At 76.2% G+C, this 15,465-nt stretch carries 15 protein-coding genes and 1 pseudogene; 7 read left to right on the forward strand and 9 right to left on the reverse strand.

The genetic code is table 11. The features are described from left to right. From EBM89_RS15935 to EBM89_RS15950, 4 genes are all read left to right on the forward strand, one after another. Positions 1-339, forward strand: a 339-nt coding sequence (locus EBM89_RS15935) for a DUF4129 domain-containing protein (protein WP_147463584.1), incomplete at its 5' end; no start/stop codon positions are given. Continuing rightward, a complete protein-coding gene (locus EBM89_RS15940; RefSeq protein WP_233571787.1) occupies positions 336-1,568 on the forward strand; it encodes a DUF4350 domain-containing protein in 1,233 nt (410 codons plus the stop codon). The genes EBM89_RS15935 and EBM89_RS15940, both read left to right, overlap by 4 nt. Further along, a complete protein-coding gene (locus EBM89_RS15945) occupies positions 1,565-2,800 on the forward strand; it encodes an AAA family ATPase (protein WP_255414353.1) in 1,236 nt (411 codons plus the stop codon). The genes EBM89_RS15940 and EBM89_RS15945 overlap by 4 nt, the downstream gene beginning before the upstream one ends. A 10-nt stretch (positions 2,801-2,810) precedes the next feature. Then, entirely contained in the window at positions 2,811-4,103 is a 1,293-nt protein-coding gene (locus tag EBM89_RS15950; protein WP_122150646.1) for a DUF58 domain-containing protein, read from the forward strand. 12 nt (positions 4,104-4,115) lie between these two features. Here EBM89_RS15950 and EBM89_RS15955 read toward each other — a convergent pair whose 3' ends face one another. The 6 genes from EBM89_RS15955 to EBM89_RS15980 all read right to left on the reverse strand — a co-directional run bounded on the left by EBM89_RS15955 (position 4,116) and on the right by EBM89_RS15980 (position 9,868). Continuing rightward, positions 4,116-5,192, reverse strand: coding sequence for a hypothetical protein (locus EBM89_RS15955; protein ID WP_147463585.1), 1,077 nt, complete (start codon positions 5,190-5,192; stop codon positions 4,116-4,118). After that, a complete protein-coding gene (locus EBM89_RS15960; RefSeq protein ID WP_122150648.1) occupies positions 5,189-5,788 on the reverse strand; it encodes an ATP-binding cassette domain-containing protein in 600 nt (199 codons plus the stop codon). Before EBM89_RS15960 ends, EBM89_RS15955 begins: the two co-directional genes overlap by 4 nt. After that, a complete protein-coding gene (locus EBM89_RS15965; RefSeq protein WP_122150649.1) occupies positions 5,779-6,816 on the reverse strand; it encodes a peptidoglycan-binding domain-containing protein in 1,038 nt (345 codons plus the stop codon). The genes EBM89_RS15960 and EBM89_RS15965 overlap by 10 nt, the downstream gene beginning before the upstream one ends. A 34-nt stretch (positions 6,817-6,850) precedes the next feature. Beyond that, entirely contained in the window at positions 6,851-7,441 is a 591-nt protein-coding gene (locus EBM89_RS15970) for a hypothetical protein (protein ID WP_147463586.1), read from the reverse strand. A 79-nt stretch (positions 7,442-7,520) separates the two neighbouring features. Then, positions 7,521-7,826: a hypothetical protein gene (locus EBM89_RS15975; protein ID WP_122150651.1), complete on the reverse strand. Its 306-nt coding sequence runs from the start codon at positions 7,824-7,826 to the stop codon at positions 7,521-7,523. A gap of 155 nt (positions 7,827-7,981) precedes the next feature. Continuing rightward, positions 7,982-9,868: an ABC transporter ATP-binding protein gene (locus EBM89_RS15980; protein WP_122150652.1), complete on the reverse strand. Its 1,887-nt coding sequence runs from the start codon at positions 9,866-9,868 to the stop codon at positions 7,982-7,984. A gap of 73 nt (positions 9,869-9,941) precedes the next feature. Between EBM89_RS15980 and EBM89_RS15985 the strand changes: the two genes are divergently transcribed. Further along, positions 9,942-10,391, forward strand: a complete 450-nt coding sequence (locus EBM89_RS15985; RefSeq protein WP_122150653.1) for a MarR family winged helix-turn-helix transcriptional regulator — start codon at positions 9,942-9,944, stop codon at positions 10,389-10,391. 36 nt (positions 10,392-10,427) lie between these two features. Here the strand turns inward: EBM89_RS15985 and EBM89_RS15990 are convergent, their stop codons facing one another. Further along, positions 10,428-11,261, reverse strand: coding sequence for an RDD family protein (locus EBM89_RS15990; RefSeq protein WP_122150654.1), 834 nt, complete (start codon positions 11,259-11,261; stop codon positions 10,428-10,430). Positions 11,262-11,352: 91 nt separating this feature from the next. Here EBM89_RS15990 and EBM89_RS15995 point away from each other — a divergent pair, with 91 nt between their 5' ends. Continuing rightward, positions 11,353-12,342, forward strand: coding sequence for a stage II sporulation protein M (locus EBM89_RS15995; RefSeq protein WP_122150655.1), 990 nt, complete (start codon positions 11,353-11,355; stop codon positions 12,340-12,342). Here the strand turns inward: EBM89_RS15995 and EBM89_RS16000 are convergent. After that, positions 12,318-13,040, reverse strand: coding sequence for a hypothetical protein (locus tag EBM89_RS16000; RefSeq protein WP_122150656.1), 723 nt, complete (start codon positions 13,038-13,040; stop codon positions 12,318-12,320). The genes EBM89_RS15995 and EBM89_RS16000 overlap by 25 nt on opposite strands. A gap of 136 nt (positions 13,041-13,176) precedes the next feature. Here EBM89_RS16000 and ftsW point away from each other — a divergent pair, with 136 nt between their 5' ends. Beyond that, positions 13,177-14,385, forward strand: coding sequence for a putative lipid II flippase FtsW (ftsW, locus tag EBM89_RS16005; RefSeq protein ID WP_233571788.1), 1,209 nt, complete (start codon positions 13,177-13,179; stop codon positions 14,383-14,385). A gap of 186 nt (positions 14,386-14,571) precedes the next feature. Here the strand turns inward: ftsW and EBM89_RS22675 are convergent. Next, a pseudogene (locus EBM89_RS22675) lies at positions 14,572-15,450 on the reverse strand (LCP family protein); the annotation flags it as partial. Between the last annotated feature and the right edge of the window lie 15 nt (positions 15,451-15,465).

Below are 15,465 nucleotides of genomic sequence, written 5' to 3' on the forward strand. Positions count from 1 at the left end.
GACGCCGCCGCAGCGCGCGAGGCGTGGGCCGCGGCGGTCGCCGACCGGTTCCGCGCCCTCGTGCGTGCGCTCGAGGAGCGGGCCGTGCTGGACGAGCGCCCCGGGCGCACCGCGCACGAGGCCGTCCGCGAGGCCGGGCTGCGGCTGCCCGCGCACGCCGCCGACCTGGACGCGGCAGGTCGCCTCTTCGACGACGTCGTCTACGGCGACGGCACGCCCGGTGCCGCCGACGACGCCCTGCTGCGCGAGCTCGACGCACGCGTGGCCGCCACCCGGCCCGCGCCCCCCGCGGGGCTGGCGGCACTGGTCGGCACGGGCGACGGAGGTGCCCGGTCGTGAGCGCGCCCACGCTGTCCCCCGTCGCCGACGGCACCGTCCTCGGCGACGGCACCACCGCCGCCGGACGCGCGCGGGGACGCTGGCGCCGGTGGCGCTGGGTCGTCGGCATCGCGGGCGTCCTCGCCATCGGCGTGGGCATCTCGCTGCTGCCCGCCCCGACCCGGTCCGTCGTCCCGCTCGCCCCCGACAACGCCGGGGCCGACGGGGCCATGGCCGTCGCGAACGTGCTGCGCGAGCAGGGGGTCGAGATCACCTACGTGCGTGGCGCCGCGCAGGCCCGCGCCGCCGCGACCGCCGGGACGACGCTGCTCGTGACCTCCGACTGGTGGCTCACCCCCGAGCAGTCGGCGACCGTGACCGGCACCGCCGCCGACCTCGTGCTGCTCGACCCCTACACGCTGCTCACCGACGCCGTCCCCGGGCTCGAGACGGGCTGGTCCGGCGGCGCGTCCGCGACCTCGCTGCCCGCCGCCTGCACCGACCCGGACGCCGAGGCCGCGGGGAGCATCACCGGCTCCGGGTCCGGCGTCGTCGCCCGCGACGCGACCGGGGCCGCCACCGACGCCCCCGACGGCACCACGCTCTGCTTCCCGCTGCCGGGCACCGAGCCGCAGGCGTACCTCACCTCGACGTCCGAGGTCGACGGCCGCCGGGTCACCGTGCTGGGCGACGCCGGGCTGCTCACCAACGCGCGCGTCGCCGAGGACGGCAACGCCGCGCTCGTGCTGCGCACCCTCGGCCGGAACCCGCACCTCGTCTGGTACGTCCCGAGCTCGACCGACACGTCGGTGGAGGCCGCCGCCCCCGGGCTCGGCGACCTGCTGCCCCCGACCGCCCGGGTCCTGCTGTGGCAGGCGCTCGTCGTGCTGCTCGCCGTCGTGGTGTGGCGCGGCCGCCGCCTCGGCCGGGTCGTGGTCGAGCGGCTGCCCGTCGTGGTGCGCTCCGCCGAGACCACCCGCGGGCGCGGGCGCCTCTACCGCACCTCCCGCTCCTACGGGCACGCCGCGGCGGCCCTGCGTGCGGGCGTCGCCGACCGGTGCGCGCGCCTGCTCGGCCTCCCCCGCACCGCTGCGGCACCCGACGTCATCACGGCCGTCGCCCGCGCCGCCCACCGGGACGAGCGCGAGGTCGCCGACCTCCTGTACGGACCACCCCCCACGTCAGACGCGGGCCTGGAGACCCTGGCCCGCCGGCTCGACCAGCTCGAGAGCGAGGTTCACCCCACGTGACCGACCACCCCGCCCCGAACCCGTGGCAGCCCGAGGGCGCGCCCACGCCGTCCGAGCCGCAGCACGGCCAGGCGCAGCAGCCGCAGCACCCGGCGCAGCCTCAGCACCCGGCGCAGCCCGGTCAGGCCCAGCCCGGTCAGGCGTACCCGCCGGGGTACGGCCAGCCCGGTGCCGAGTCCCAGGCCCAGCAGCCCGCGCACCCCCAGCAGCCCGCGCCCCAGCAGCCCGCGTACGCCGCGCCCGCGACCCCGGCGCCCGCCGCCGCGCCGCACGTCGAGCCGTCCGCCGAGCTGCGCGAGGCCCTGGGCGCGGTGCGCGCCGAGGTCGGCCGCGCGGTCGTCGGCCAGGACGCCGCGGTGACCGGCCTGGTCATCGCCCTGCTGTGCCGCGGCCACGTCCTGCTGGAGGGCGTGCCCGGTGTCGCCAAGACCCTCATGGTCCGCAGCCTGTCGGCGGCGCTGTCGCTGGACACCAAGCGCGTGCAGTTCACCCCCGACCTCATGCCGGGCGACGTGACCGGCTCGCTGGTCTACGACGCGCGGACGGCCGAGTTCTCGTTCCGCGAGGGCCCGGTGTTCACCAACCTCATGCTCGCGGACGAGATCAACCGCACGCCCCCGAAGTCGCAGGCCGCGCTGCTGGAGGCGATGGAGGAGCGGCAGGTGTCGGTCGACGGCACGCCCCGCCCGCTGCCGGAGCCGTTCGTGGTCGTCGCGACGCAGAACCCCGTGGAGTACGAGGGCACGTACCCGCTGCCGGAGGCGCAGCTCGACCGGTTCCTGCTCAAGCTGACCCTCCCGCTGCCGGAGCGCCACGAGGAGATCGAGGTGCTCGCCCGGCACGCCGCGGGCTTCGACCCGCGGCACCTGGACCGCGCGGGCGTGCGGGCCGTCGCGGGCAAGGACGTCCTGGACCGGGCCCGCGCCGAGGTCGCCCGCGTGCAGGTCGCGCCGGAGGTGCTGGGCTACGTCGTGGACCTGGTGCGCGGCACCCGGCAGTCCCCGTCGCTGTCCCTCGGCGTCTCCCCCCGTGGTGCCACGGCGCTGCTCGCGACCGCACGGGCGTGGGCGTGGCTCTCGGGCCGCGGCTTCGTCACGCCGGACGACGTCAAGGCGCTGGCCCACCCGACGCTGCGGCACCGCGTGCAGCTGCGTGCCGAGGCCGAGCTCGAGGGCGTCACCGCGGAGTCCGTGCTGGACACCGTGCTGGCGTCCGTGCCGGTCCCCCGCTGAGGTCGCGCGCGTGGCGATCACCTGGCGCGCCGTCGTCCTGACGGCGCTCGGCGCGGTGGCGGTGCTGGTGTGGCCGGTGCCGGGCACGGTGCTGGCCTGGGCGGCGCTGTCCGTCGTGCTGTGCGTGCTGGACACGGTGCTGGCGGCGTCGCCGCGCGCGGTCGCGCTGCGCCGCGAGGTCACCGGCCCGGTGCGGCTGCACGAGCCGGGCCGGTCACGCCTCACCGTCACGCACACCGGGCCGCGCCGCCTGCGCGCCCTGGTGCGGGACGCCTGGCAGCCGTCGGCGCACGCCGAGCGCAACCGGCACCGCGTGGACCTGCCGACCGGCGAGTCCCGGCGCCTCGACACGCCGCTGCGCCCCTCGCGGCGCGGCGACCTGCACGCCGACCGGGTCACCGTCCGCACCCTCGGCCCCCTCGGGCTGGCGGGGCGGCAGGCGTCCCTGGACGTGCCGGGGACGCAGCGGGTGCTCCCGGCGTTCGCGTCCCGCCGGCACCTGCCGAGTCGGCTCGCCCGGCTGCGGGAGATGGACGGGCGTGCCGCCGTGCAGGTGCGCGGGGCAGGCACGGAGTTCGACTCGCTGCGCGAGTACGTCATCGGCGACGACGTGCGGTCCATCGACTGGCGGGCGTCCGCGCGGCGTTCAGACGTGGTCGTGCGGACCTGGCGCCCGGAGCGCGACCGCCGGGTGCTCATCGTCGTGGACACGTCGCGGACCAGCGCCGCCCGCACCGGCGAGGAGCCCCGCCTGGAGGCGTCGGTCGAGGCCGCGCTGCTGCTCGCCGCGCTCGCGTCCCGCGCGGGCGACCGCGTCGAGCTGATCGCCTACGACCGCACCGTGCGCGCCCGCGTCGCCGGGGTGTCCGGCCCGCGGCTCATGCCCGCGGTCGCCGACGCGCTGTCCGGCGTCGAGCCGTCGCTGGTGGAGGCCGACTGGCCCGGGCTGGTCGCCCAGGTGCAGGAGCGGCTGTCCCAGCGCGCGCTGGTCGTGCTGCTCTCGGCGCTCGACCCGTCGGCCGTGGAGCACGGGCTGCTGCGGGTGGTCGACCGGCTCGCGTCCCGGCACCAGGTCGTGCTCGCCTCGGTGAAGGACCCCGAGACGGAGCTGCTGCGCACCGGGCGCGAGGACGTCGCCGCCCTCTTCGACGCGGCCGCCGCGGAGCGCACCGAGCTGGAGCGGTCCGCGGTCGCGCTGCGGCTGCGCGGCCACGGCGTCGAGGTCGTGGACGCCCTGCCCGACGACCTCGCGCCACGGCTCGCGGACACCTACCTGGCGCTCAAGGCGGCGGGGCGGCTCTAGGGCCGCGCCGGCTCAGCGGTCCTTGAAGTAGCGCAGGACGTCCCGCTCCCGGATCCGGGCCGTGGCGAGGGCGGCAGCGAGCACGCAGCCGACGGTCGCCGCCAGGGCGGGGCGGGCGGTCACGAGCAGAATCGCGGCGAGGTCCTCGGTGCCGGCACCTGCGACGACCAGGATCGTGAGGCCCCAGGCAGTCCCCGCCGCGACCGCCGACCACGCGAGCGTCTCCACCCCGACCTGCCCGACCAGTCCCGCCCGACCGACCCCGCAGTGCCGCGCGGACGCGAGCTCCAGACGGCGGACCCTGACGGCGACCAGCCCGAGGAGCGCACCCGCACCGGCCCCGATCACCGTGACCCAGCGGGTCTCACGCTGCTGGAAGAGCGTCTCGCCGTCGAACGCGCCGCCGGGCGAGGTGTTGAGCTGCGTCACGGCGACGTCGCTCGCCCCGGCCCCGGGGAGCAGCGCCAGCGTGACGAGGTCCGTGGCCGCCTCCGCGGGCGGCCAGACCGTCAGCCAGCACTCGTCGAAGGTCCCGGCAGCGGGCGCCGGAGCCAGGGCCGCGTAGGCCAGCGCCTGCAGGCGCCCGTCTCTCGGCCAGGCGTACGTCCCGCGGACGGCGGTGGCCGCGCCGGACTCCGTGGCGACCTGCGGCGCGCTGGCCGCGAGCACCTGGTCCGCCAGCGCCTCCGACAGCAGCAGCCCGGTCGCCGCCTCCCCGCGCGGTGTGACGTCCAGGAGCCGCGCGAACCCGGGCGTCACCTCGGACACGGTCACCGGGGACCGTGGCGTCGCGGCCAGCGCGAGCCGGTCGCTCGACGTCCGGAGCGCGCCGGAGGCCACCACGGTGCCGACGCCGGACAGCGCGTCGCACGCGCTGCCGGACACCCCGCCCGGGCTGGAGAGCACGTGGGTGGCGCCACCGGTGTCGACGAAGGTCCGTGCCCGCGACTCCAGCGTGAGCACCGCGCTCGCGTCGGCGGCGCACAGCAGGACCGTGAGCACCAGGAGCAGCAGACCCCACGGTCCCGCGCGGCTGGCCCCGGAGACGAGGTCGCGCCGGGCCTCGCCGAGCACGTGCCGGGGTCTCACCGCGCCGCCAGGTCCAGCTCGGCGTGGCAGGCTCGCCGGGCGGCCGGGTCGTGGGTCGCCACGAGCACGATGCTGCCGCTCGCGGCGAGGTGGCCGAGCGTCGTGGAGACGGTCGCGGCCGACGTCGGGTCGAGCTGCGCGGTGGGCTCGTCGACCAGCAGCAGGTCAGGAGCCGTCGCGACCGCGCGGGCGAGCATCAGCCGCTGCGCCTCCCCTCCGGACAGGTGCGCGAACGGCCGGGTACCGACCGTGCTCAGCCCGAACCGGTCGAGCAGGTCGCGGGCCAGGCCCTCGGCCTCCGGGCGCCCGTGGTCGCGGGCCAGCAGGGGCAGGACGACGTGGTCCAGCGCCGTGCGCCGGGCGACGCCGTGCGGGTTCTGGAACACCCACGCCGTCCGGCGGACCCCGGTGCGGTCGACACGGCCCTCGGACGGCCCGAGCGACGCGGCGACGAGCGCGAGCAACGTCGACTTCCCGCAGCCGGACGGCCCGGTGAGCGCGGTCACCGTCCCCCGCCGGAACTCGGCGTCGATCCCCCGGAACAGCCAGTCGTCGCCCACGAACCGGTGCCCCACCCCGTGCAGCGTCACCCGCACGGGCCCGACCCCGGGTCCAGGTCCACCGCCGGCGGCGGCCGTCGGTCGTCGGCGCTCACGACCAGCGTGGTCCCGAGGCTGGACGAGACGACCGTGACCTCGTACGCGGTCCCCGCGTGCGACACGCACCCCCGGCCCGCACGCAGCCCGTGCAGGGCGCGGGGCGGGACGCCGGTCGCCTCGACAGGCGTCACCAGCGTCCAGTCCAGGTCCGGTGCCGTCGGCTCGTCCTGCTCGAGCAGGATCCGGACCAGCTCGGACCCGTCCAGGGCCGCGAGCGCCGCCGGGTCCACGAGCATCCCGTCCTCGTCGGTGCGCACCCGCAGCACACCCAGGTCGAGCTCCCGCTCGCCGGGCACCCGTCCGGCGGGGACCTCCGTGACCTCGACCCCCCGGAGCGTGCTCCCTGAGGTCGCGACGACATCGCCCTCGGCGACGACGGACCCGAGGGCGACGGCACACGTGAGACCAGCGACCTCGACCTCCGGGACCCAGAGCAGGTCGGCGACGGACAGGGGCGCCCGCGTACCGACCGCGACACCGTTCCCGGCCAGCAGGCGACGCACCGCCCGGTGGGTAGTGGCGCCGTACACGCCGTCGGCCGTCACCCGGTGGCCCAGCCGCGACAGCTCCTCCTGGAGCCCGCGCACGTCGGCGCCCCTCGTGCCGACGACGAGGTCCCGCCACAGCGGCGTCGAGGTGTGCAGCGCCGTCACCGGCCGCTCGTCCAGGGCGACGACCGGGGCGCCCGACGTGATCGGCGCACCGTCGGCGCAGACGCCCGCGTCCGTGACCCGCCCCGCACGGGGCGCGAGCAGGTCGTGCCCCGCGTCGAAGGAGAACCGCGCCGTGACGCGACGGGGATCGGTGAACGCGACCTCGGTCGTCGGCGCGCTCACCGGGTCCGCGCCGCCGCGGAGCGGACCCGGTGGGCCGGGATCGACCCAGACGACCGCCGCCGCCCCGCCGGCGACGACGAGTCCCAGGGCGAGCAGGAGCACCAGACCGGACCGCCATGCCGACCTCATCGGCCGGCCGGTCCCGGTCGCGCGACGGAGCGGCTCATCCGACCGCGACCCCGAGCGGGACCAGGCAGGCCGCCGCGCCCTCGTCGGCCACGTCGAACGGCGCCCGGTCGAACCCGTCGACGACGTCGTCGTTGAACTGGGCGACCGTGTACGACCCGTCCGTCACCCCGGCCTCCGTGAGGCACTCCAGGGCGACCTCGGCGATGTCCCGCCCGTCGGGGTTGGTGATCTGCAGCTTGTAGAGCGCCTCGATGATCATCGTCGTCCCCTGCGCGCAGACGTAGGTGTCGTCCATGTACGCCTGCGGGTCGCTGTCGCCGCGCGGCAACCACTGGTAGATGCCGTTCGGCAGCCGCACGGTGTCGATGAGGTGACCCGCCTCGGCGGCGCACGCGAGGTACCGGCTGACCGCCTCCTCGTAGTCCGCCGCGACGATCTCCCCGGACTCCAGGGCGCGGCCGAGCACCTCGCGCTCGAAGTCGCTGCTCGCGTGCTCGCTCTCCGTCTGCAGGGCCTCGGCGAACGTCCGGTTCACCTGCGTCGGCTGCACGGCCTGTCCCGACGTCCCGCAGCCCGCCAGCACCATGCCGCACGCCGCCAGGACCGCGGCACCACGTCGTCTCACGCTTCTCCTCCTCGAGTGGTCGTCGCCCGCAGACGACGACGGCGCCCTGGGACCCGACGCCCCGGGGCACCACGTCGGGCTACTTGATGCCGGCGGACACCTGCGCGAGCGCCGTGACACCGCCGACCCCCCGGGCGGAGGCCCAGGTCGAGGCGGGATGCCACCCCGAGTCACCCTTGGCGATCCCCACCTGGGCGAAGGACCGGGTCGTCCCGGAGCGGCAGGACCCGTAGCTCACGCTCGCATCGGCGCTCACGAGCGACGTGCTGGTCTTCGTCGAGTAGCACGCCTTCGCCTGGGCCGGGCCCGCGACCACCACCGTGGACATCGGCAGCACCAGCATCGCGGCGAGGGCACCGCGCAGGACCCGCTTCGTCGTCGTCATCTTCTCTTCCCCTGCTCAAGTCGATCCCGAGAGCGGATCCACACGGACGACGCACGACGTCCGTGGGCGGCTGAGAAGCACCGTCGAGGAGCGGAGAAACCGCTCACCGGGAACCTAGACCCCGCGCGGATCCGAGGGCCATAGGCACAAGGTCCCTACGACTCCGACGCCGCGTACTGGGTCTCGTACAGCTCCCGGTACAGCCCGCTCGCGGCGAGCAGCTCCGCGTGGGTGCCCTGCTGCACGACCCGCCCCTCGTCGAGCACGACGATGGAGTCCGCCTCGCGGATGGTGGACAGCCGGTGCGCGATGACGAGCGCGGTCCGCCCCTGCAGCGCCTCGCCGAGCGCGCGCTGCACGGCGGCCTCGGACTCGGAGTCGAGGTGGGCGGTCGCCTCGTCGAGGACGACGACCGGCGGCGCCTTGAGCAGCAGCCGGGCGATGGCGAGGCGCTGGCGCTCGCCGCCGCTGAGCCGGTACCCGCGGTCCCCCACGACGGTGTCGACGCCGTCGGGCAGCCGGTGCACGAGGTCGGCGATCTGCGCGCGGCGCAGGGCCTCGTCCATCTCCGCGTCGGTCGCGTCGGGGCGGGCGTAGAGCAGGTTGGCCCGGATGGTGTCGTGGAACAGGTGCGCGTCCTGGGTGACGATGCCGACGGCGTCGCGCAGGCTGGTCTGGGTGACGTCGCGGACGTCGTGCCCGCCGACCCGCACGGTGCCGCTGGTGGTGTCGTACAGGCGGGCGACGAGCGCCGAGATCGTGGTCTTCCCGGCCCCGGAGGGGCCGACGAGGGCGACGAGGTGCCCGTGCGGCACCCGGAACGACACGTGGTCGAGCGTGGTGCCGGGAACCTCGGTCTGCAGGCGCGCGACGGACTCCAGGGACGCCAGGGACACCTCGGACGCCGCCGGGTACCGGAACGACACGTCGTCGAGCTCCACGTCGGCGACGACGTCGGCGGGCAGCGGGCGGGCGTCGGGGGCGTCGCGGACGCTGGGCTCGAGGTCGAGCACCTCGAGCACCCGCTCGAACGAGACCAGCGTGGTCATGATGTCGACCTGCACGTTGGACAGCGCCGTGATGGGGCCGTAGAGCCGGGTGAGGTACGAGGTCAGGGCGACGACGACGCCGACGGTGAGCGAGCCCTGGATCGCGAGCACGCCGCCGAGCCCGTAGACGATCGCGACCGCGACGGCCGCGACGAGGGTGAGGCCGACCCGGAACACCGCGGAGTACATGGCGCTCGTGATGCCGATGTCCCGGACCCGGGCGGCCCGGCCGGAGAACACGGCGGTCTCGTCGGCGGCGCGGCCGTACAGCTTGACGAGCTGCGCCCCGGCGACGTTGAACCGCTCGGTCATGGTCTGCCCCATGGCGGCGTTGAGCGTGTACGACTCGGCGGTGACGGCCGCGAGCCGGCGGCCCATGGCGCGCACCGGCAGCACGAACACCGGCAGCAGCACGAGCGACACCAGGGTGATCTGCCAGGACAGCGAGAGCATCGCCGCGATGACGAGCACGACCGTGAGCACGTTGGACACGACGTTGGACAGCGTGGAGGTGAACGCCTGCTGCGCGCCGAGCACGTCGCCGTTGAGCCGCTGGACCAGCGCCCCGGTCTGGGTGCGGGAGAAGAACGCGAGCGGCATCCGCTGCACGTGGTCGAACACCTGGGTGCGCAGGTCGAGGATCAGGCCCTCGCCGATGCGCGCGGAGAACCACCGCGAGGCGAGGGTCAGCCCGGCCGCGACCAGGGCGAGCAGCGCGACCACGCCCGCGAGGGCGAGGACGACGCCGGTACGGCCGCGGGAGATCCCGTCGTCGATGATCCGCTGGTAGACGAGCGGGGTGACGGCCCCCACGGCGGCGTCGAGCGCGACGACGACGAGGAAGACGGCGAGCAGCCGGCGGTAGGGCCGGGCGAACGTGAGGATGCGGCGCAGCACGTCGCGGGTGACGCGGCGGCGGGCGACGGACGGGTCGAGGCGGAACGACCGGTACATCGCCGGTCCGCCTCCCCCGCCGGATCCGTGCATGGACATGGGACCTCCTGGGGCGACTGTTAGTGAGGGTACCTCTCTATGTGGCAGCCTCGCCATTCGCTACGCTGAGGGCATGACCGACGGCGCACCCCACCCGCACCCGGGCGACGAGCTGTTCTGGCTGCTGCGTCGCGCGCTGCACACCATGCGCCGCGACGTGCGCGCGCAGGTCGACCTCACGCCGTCCCGGCACCGGCTGCTGCGGGTGCTCGCACGCGCGGGCGAGCCGCAGCGGCAGGCGACGCTGGCAGCGCTGCTGGACGTGGTCCCGCGCTCGGTCACCTCGCTGGTGGACGACCTGGAGGCAGCCGGTCTGGTCGAGCGCCGCGCCGACCCCACCGACCGGCGCGCGACGCTCGTGGCCGTCACCGACCGGGGCCGGGCCGTGCTCGCGGAGGCCGACGAGCAGCGCCGCCGGCACGCCGAGCACCTGCTCGCCCGACTCGACCCGGCCGAGCGCACGGAGCTGCTGCGCCTGCTGCACGTGCTGGTGGACGACGAGGCGGGCGACGGGACCTGCTGACACCGCCGGCCCGTCGTGCCCGCCGGGCACGAGGGCTCAGCGTGCGGGGTCGGGCACCCCGTGGGGCAGCCGGTGCAGCTGCTCGGCCTCGGCCGCCGTGCGCGCCTGGATCCGCAGCGCCGCCGCGTGCTCGCGGTCCCGCCGGGTGGCGACCACCGCGGCGAGGAACGCCTCCGGGTGCGTGCCCGGGGGCGGCGGCGGGGCGACGTAGCGCGCGACCTCGCCCGCGAGCTGCTGGCCGAGCGCGTGCCGCGAACCGGGGTTGAGCCCCGTGGCCCGCCCGAGGAACTGCCGCACCTGCAGCGCCAGCCCGTCGGGCAGCCGCGCGACGTCGGCGCCGTGCGCCCACCCGGCCAGGAACGGCGGCATCCCGATGACGACGGGGCGCTCGACGCGCCCGCGCACCCGCACCGCGTAGGTGCCGGCCGCGAGGTCGCCGAGCCGCTTGCCCTGGGAGTTCACCAGCGACGTGATGAGCGCGACCGACCCCATCGCGAGCCAGAGCTCGAGGACGCCCACCAGCGCCCGGGTGAACGCCTGCCGGAACCGGATCGGGCCGCCGTCGTCGCGCACCACCCGGATGCCGACGGCGAGCTTGCCGAGCGAGCGCCCGCGGGTCAGCGTGTCGACGGTGGTCGGGACCACGATCAGCACCAGCACCATGACGACGACCGTGACGATCCGCAGCACGTCCTCGGACGGCGCGACCGAGAACACCCGGAACGCGAGCAGCAGCAGCCCGAGCAGGAGCAGCCCGAGCGCGATCACGTCGATGATCGCGGCCGCCGCCCGGGTCACCACCGAGGTGGGGCGCGCGTCCAGCAGGACACCCTCGCCGATGACGACGCCGTCGTCCACGCCCGCGCTCATGCGTCCCCTCTCGACCGTCCGGCCAGGTCACCCGACCGGGGAGCGGCGCGCACCCGGTCGCGCGGCACCCTCGTGTGGCAGGGTATCGGGCGTGGACCTCGACGCCTTCACCGCCGTGCGGCAGACCTCGTGGGCGCGGCTCGACGAGCTGTCCCGGCGCCGCCGCCTGGACGGCGCGGAGTCCGACGAGCTGGTGCGGCTCTACCAGGCCGTCGCCACCGACCTGTCGACGGTGCGGTCCTCGGCGCCGGACCCCGACACCGTCACCCGGCTGTCGCAGCTGCTCGCCCGGGCGCGCGCCCGGATCGCCGGGCAGCACGAGGCGGCCTGGCGGGACGTGCGCCGGTTCGTCGTGGTGTCCCTGCCCGCCGCGCTGTACCGCATCCGGTGGTGGACCACGGCGGTGACGGTCGCGTTCCTGCTGGTGGGCACCGTCGCCGGGTGGTGGGTCGCGACCAACCCGGACGCGCTGGCGGCCATGGGCACGCCGAGCGAGCGGCAGCAGTACGTGGACGAGGCGTTCGCGTCCTACTACGACCCGGGCGCCGGGTTCGCGGCGGTGGTGTGGACCAACAACGCCTGGGTCGCCGCGCTGTGCATCGGCATCGGCATCTCCGGCATCGGGCCGCTGTACGTGCTGGCGCAGAACGCCGTGAACGTCGGCGCGACCGGCGGCATGATGGCCGCGCACGGCAGCCTCGACATCTTCTTCCAGCTCATCGCCCCGCACGGCCTGCTGGAGCTCACGTCGATCTTCGTCGCCGGGGCGGCGGGCCTGCGTCTGTGCTGGACGTGGATCGACCCCGGCGGCCGACCTCGCTCCCGCGCACTCGCCGAGGAGGGCCGCGCGCTGGTGACCGTCGCGATCGGCCTGGTCGGGGCGCTCGCACTGTCCGGCCTGGTCGAGGGCTTCGTCACCGGCTCGGACCTGGCGTGGTGGTTGAAGATCGTCATCGGCGCGATCGCGCTGGCGGCGTTCTGGACGTACACGATCGTGCTGGGCCGACGCGCGACGCGCGACGGCGAGACCGGCGACCTCGAGGAGGACGCCGCGGGCTACACGGTGGCCGTCGCCGCCTGAGCCCCGGCCCCGACCAGCAGCCCCGGTCGGCGCACCCCCACCCACAGCGACGCCGCGCCCAGCGGCGTCCGCCCGAGCTCGTCGAAGCCGAGCGCCCGCAGGTCGGCGGCCTGGGCGGGGTCGACCGTCACGGCGAGGACGTCGCGTCCCGCCGCGCCCTGCTCGTCGACCACGGGTGCCAGCAGGTCCGCGAGCAGGTCGAGGCGCTGCTCCCCTGCCGCACGGCGGTCGTCGGACAGCAGCACCAGCACCCGCCGCGACGGCGAGGTGCGCAGCAGCGCGAGCGCGTCCGCGGTGGCCCCGACGATCGAGCGCAGGGGCGCGTGCGCGGGCTCCGGGTCCGGCACGGGCGGGACGTCGAGCTCGCGGGCGATCACGCGGTGCAGGTCGGCGGCGAGGTGCTCGGTGTCCGGCGGCAGCCAGAACGCGGTGGCCAGCACCGCGTCGCCCCGCTCGGCCAGCCACAGCTCGCCGTGCTCCAGACCGCCGAGGCTCAGCACCATGCGGGTGGCTGACCCGGCCTGCTCCGGGTGCGGGACCTCGTCGGGCTGCCCGTCGCCGTCGAGGTCGATGAACGGCCGGTGCTCGGCCACCATGCGGGCCAACCGGTTCACGTCGAGCAGGCCGGCGCGCCGCACCTGCCACGGGTCCCCGGAGGTCGGGAGGTCGGCGGGGCGGCGGTCGTCGTCGTGCGGCACGCACCCAGTCGACCACCGGAACCTGGGAACCGGCTGACCGCGCGCTGCGGGCGTCGACGCGCCCGGGCTGGGTGGTCGAGCCCGCGACCACTCAGCGGACCGCACTGGGTGGCGCGGACCGGGTGACGGTGGCGGGGTGCCCCCCGCGCAGACCGCCGCCTCCCCCCGCCGCACCCGCCCCGACGGTGCCGCGAGCCACCACCTGCTGCTCGGCGCCACGATCACGCTCGTCGTCGTCGGTCAGGTGATGATCCTGTCCGCCTCGTCGGTGGAGTCCATCGCCGCCGGGGACGGCCCCTACGGCACCGCGCTCGGCCAGCTCCGGTACGCCGCGGTGGGACTGGTCGTGCTCGGCGTGGCCTCCCGGGTGCCCGCCCGGCTGTACCGCCGGTGGGCGGCCCCGGCGATGGTCCTCGCCCTGGTGCTCCTGCTGCTGGTGTTCACCCCCCTCGGGCTGTCGCAGGGCGAGCGCCGCTCCTGGATCGCGCTCGGGCCCTTGTCCGGGCAGCCGTCCGAGGTGCTCAAGCCCGCGCTCGCGCTCTGGCTCGGCCGGGTGCTCGCGGACCGGCAGGCGGACGTCCGGGACTGGCGGGTCGCGGCGTTCCCCGCGCTGCCCGGCGCGGCCGTCGGCATCGGGCTCACGGCCCTCGGCCACGACGTCGGCACGTCCCTGGTGCTCGCGACCCTCACCGCCGGGGCGCTGTTCGTCGCCGGGGCCCCGCTGCGCCTGTTCGCCGTCGCGGGCGGCGGCGCGGTGCTGGCGTTCATCGGGATGGCCCTGGCCGCGCCGCGCCGCGTGCAGCGGATCACCGACTGGCTCGGGGGCGACTGCGACCCGCTGGGCAGCTGCTACCAGACCACGCAGGGCCTGCGGGCGCTCGCCTCCGGCGGCTGGATCGGGCTGGGGCTCGGCCAGTCCCGGCAGAAGTGGCTCTACCTGCCCGAGGCCGAGAACGACTTCATCTTCGCGATCATCGGCGAGGAGCTCGGCCTCGCCGGCACCCTGCTCGTGCTGGCGCTCCTGGGGGTGCTGGCGTACGCGATGCTGCGGGTCCTCGCGCGGCACACCGACCCGTTCGCGCGCATCGTCACCGGCGGCGTGCTGGCGTGGATCGTCGCGCAGGCGCTGGTCAACATCGGCACGGTCGTCGGCCTCGCCCCGGTGATCGGGGTGCCGCTGCCCCTGGTGTCCGCGGGCGGCTCGGCCCTCGTGACCACGCTCGGCGCGCTCGGCGTCGTGCTCTCCTTCGCCCGGACCGAACCGGGCGTCCCGGAGGCGCTGGCCCGCCGCGGGTCGGTGCTGCGCCGCTCCGTCGCGGTGCTCGGCCGCGCCGGGCGCCGGTAGCGCGGCATCGGGCTCGGCGTCGGGCTCCGGCTCGGGGTCGACCAGCGGCCGGCTGTCCCGGATCCGCTGCCACAGGTCCTCCGCCTCGGCCGTCCACACGAGCCGGTTCCTGTCCGACGGGGCGGCCGCCGCCGGGACGGTCACCGACGTGAGGTCCGCCGCACCGAGGTGCCGCAGGCCGAACGCGAGCCCCGCCATCGTCCGCAGGTCGGCGAGGTCGTCCGACACCGACATCGAGCGGGCGACCGCGCTCAGCGTCGACAGCAGCCGCGCCGGGTCGAGCAGCACGCCGAGGTCGCGGACCCGCTCGACGAACGCGTCGAGGAACAGGTGCTGCCGCTCGATCCGCTTCAGGTCCGAGCCGATCTCCAGCCCGCCGCCCGTCCCGGTGCGCGCCCGCAGGAACGCGAGCGCCGTGGTCCCGTCGAGGACCTGCGGCCCGGCGGGGACGTGCAGGCCCGCCTTCGGGGAGTCCATCGCCTCCGGCAGGTCGATCGGGATGCCGCCGAGCGCGTCCACGATGTCGCGGACGCCGTCCATCTTCAGCACGACGCTCTCGTCGACCCGCACGCCCGCGTTCTCCTCGAGCGTGCGGCGGGTGCAGGCGGCGGCCGCGGCCAGGTCCTCGGTGCCCCCGGCGCCGACCGCGAACGCCGCGTTGAACATCGCCCGGGTGTAGGGCTTCGAGGTGCTGCCGTCCGGGCGGGTGCACTCCGGGATGCGCACCAGGGAGTCCCGCGGGATCGACACCATGTCCGCGCGGGACCGGTCGGCGGGCAGGTGGACCAGGATCGCGGTGTCCGCGTTCATCGTGTCGTCGTCGCCCGCGATCTCGGCGTTCTCCTCGTCCCGCATGTCCGTGCCCATGACCAGGACGTTCAGCTCGCGACCGGCGTAGCCGTCGACCGGGTCCGCGGGCCGCTCCTCCTCGTCGCGCACCAGGTAGGCCTGGACGTCGGCGCGCCCGAGGTCGCGCTGCAGCCGGTGGTAGAGCGCGGCGGCGCCGGACCCCGCGGCGAGGACCAGCGCCAGGGCCGCGGCGGTGGCGGCGCGCGCGACGCGCACCCGGCGGGGGCGGCG

The sequence above is a fragment of the Cellulomonas triticagri genome, from assembly GCF_003696205.1.
In the GTDB taxonomy this organism is placed as follows: Bacteria; Actinomycetota; Actinomycetes; order Actinomycetales; family Cellulomonadaceae; genus Cellulomonas; species Cellulomonas triticagri.

Bases quoted from the DNA above. Each gene is read 5' to 3' on its own strand.
- EBM89_RS15965 (WP_122150649.1), bottom strand. From the start codon at position 6,816: ATGAGGTCGGCATGGCGGTCCGGTCTGGTGCTCCTGCTCGCCCTGGGA.
- EBM89_RS15975 (WP_122150651.1), bottom strand. From the start codon at position 7,826: ATGACGACGACGAAGCGGGTCCTGCGCGGTGCCCTCGCCGCGATGCTG.
- EBM89_RS15980 (WP_122150652.1), bottom strand. From the start codon at position 9,868: ATGTCCATGCACGGATCCGGCGGGGGAGGCGGACCGGCGATGTACCGG.
- EBM89_RS15985 (WP_122150653.1), top strand. From the start codon at position 9,942: ATGACCGACGGCGCACCCCACCCGCACCCGGGCGACGAGCTGTTCTGG.
- EBM89_RS15990 (WP_122150654.1), bottom strand. From the start codon at position 11,261: ATGAGCGCGGGCGTGGACGACGGCGTCGTCATCGGCGAGGGTGTCCTG.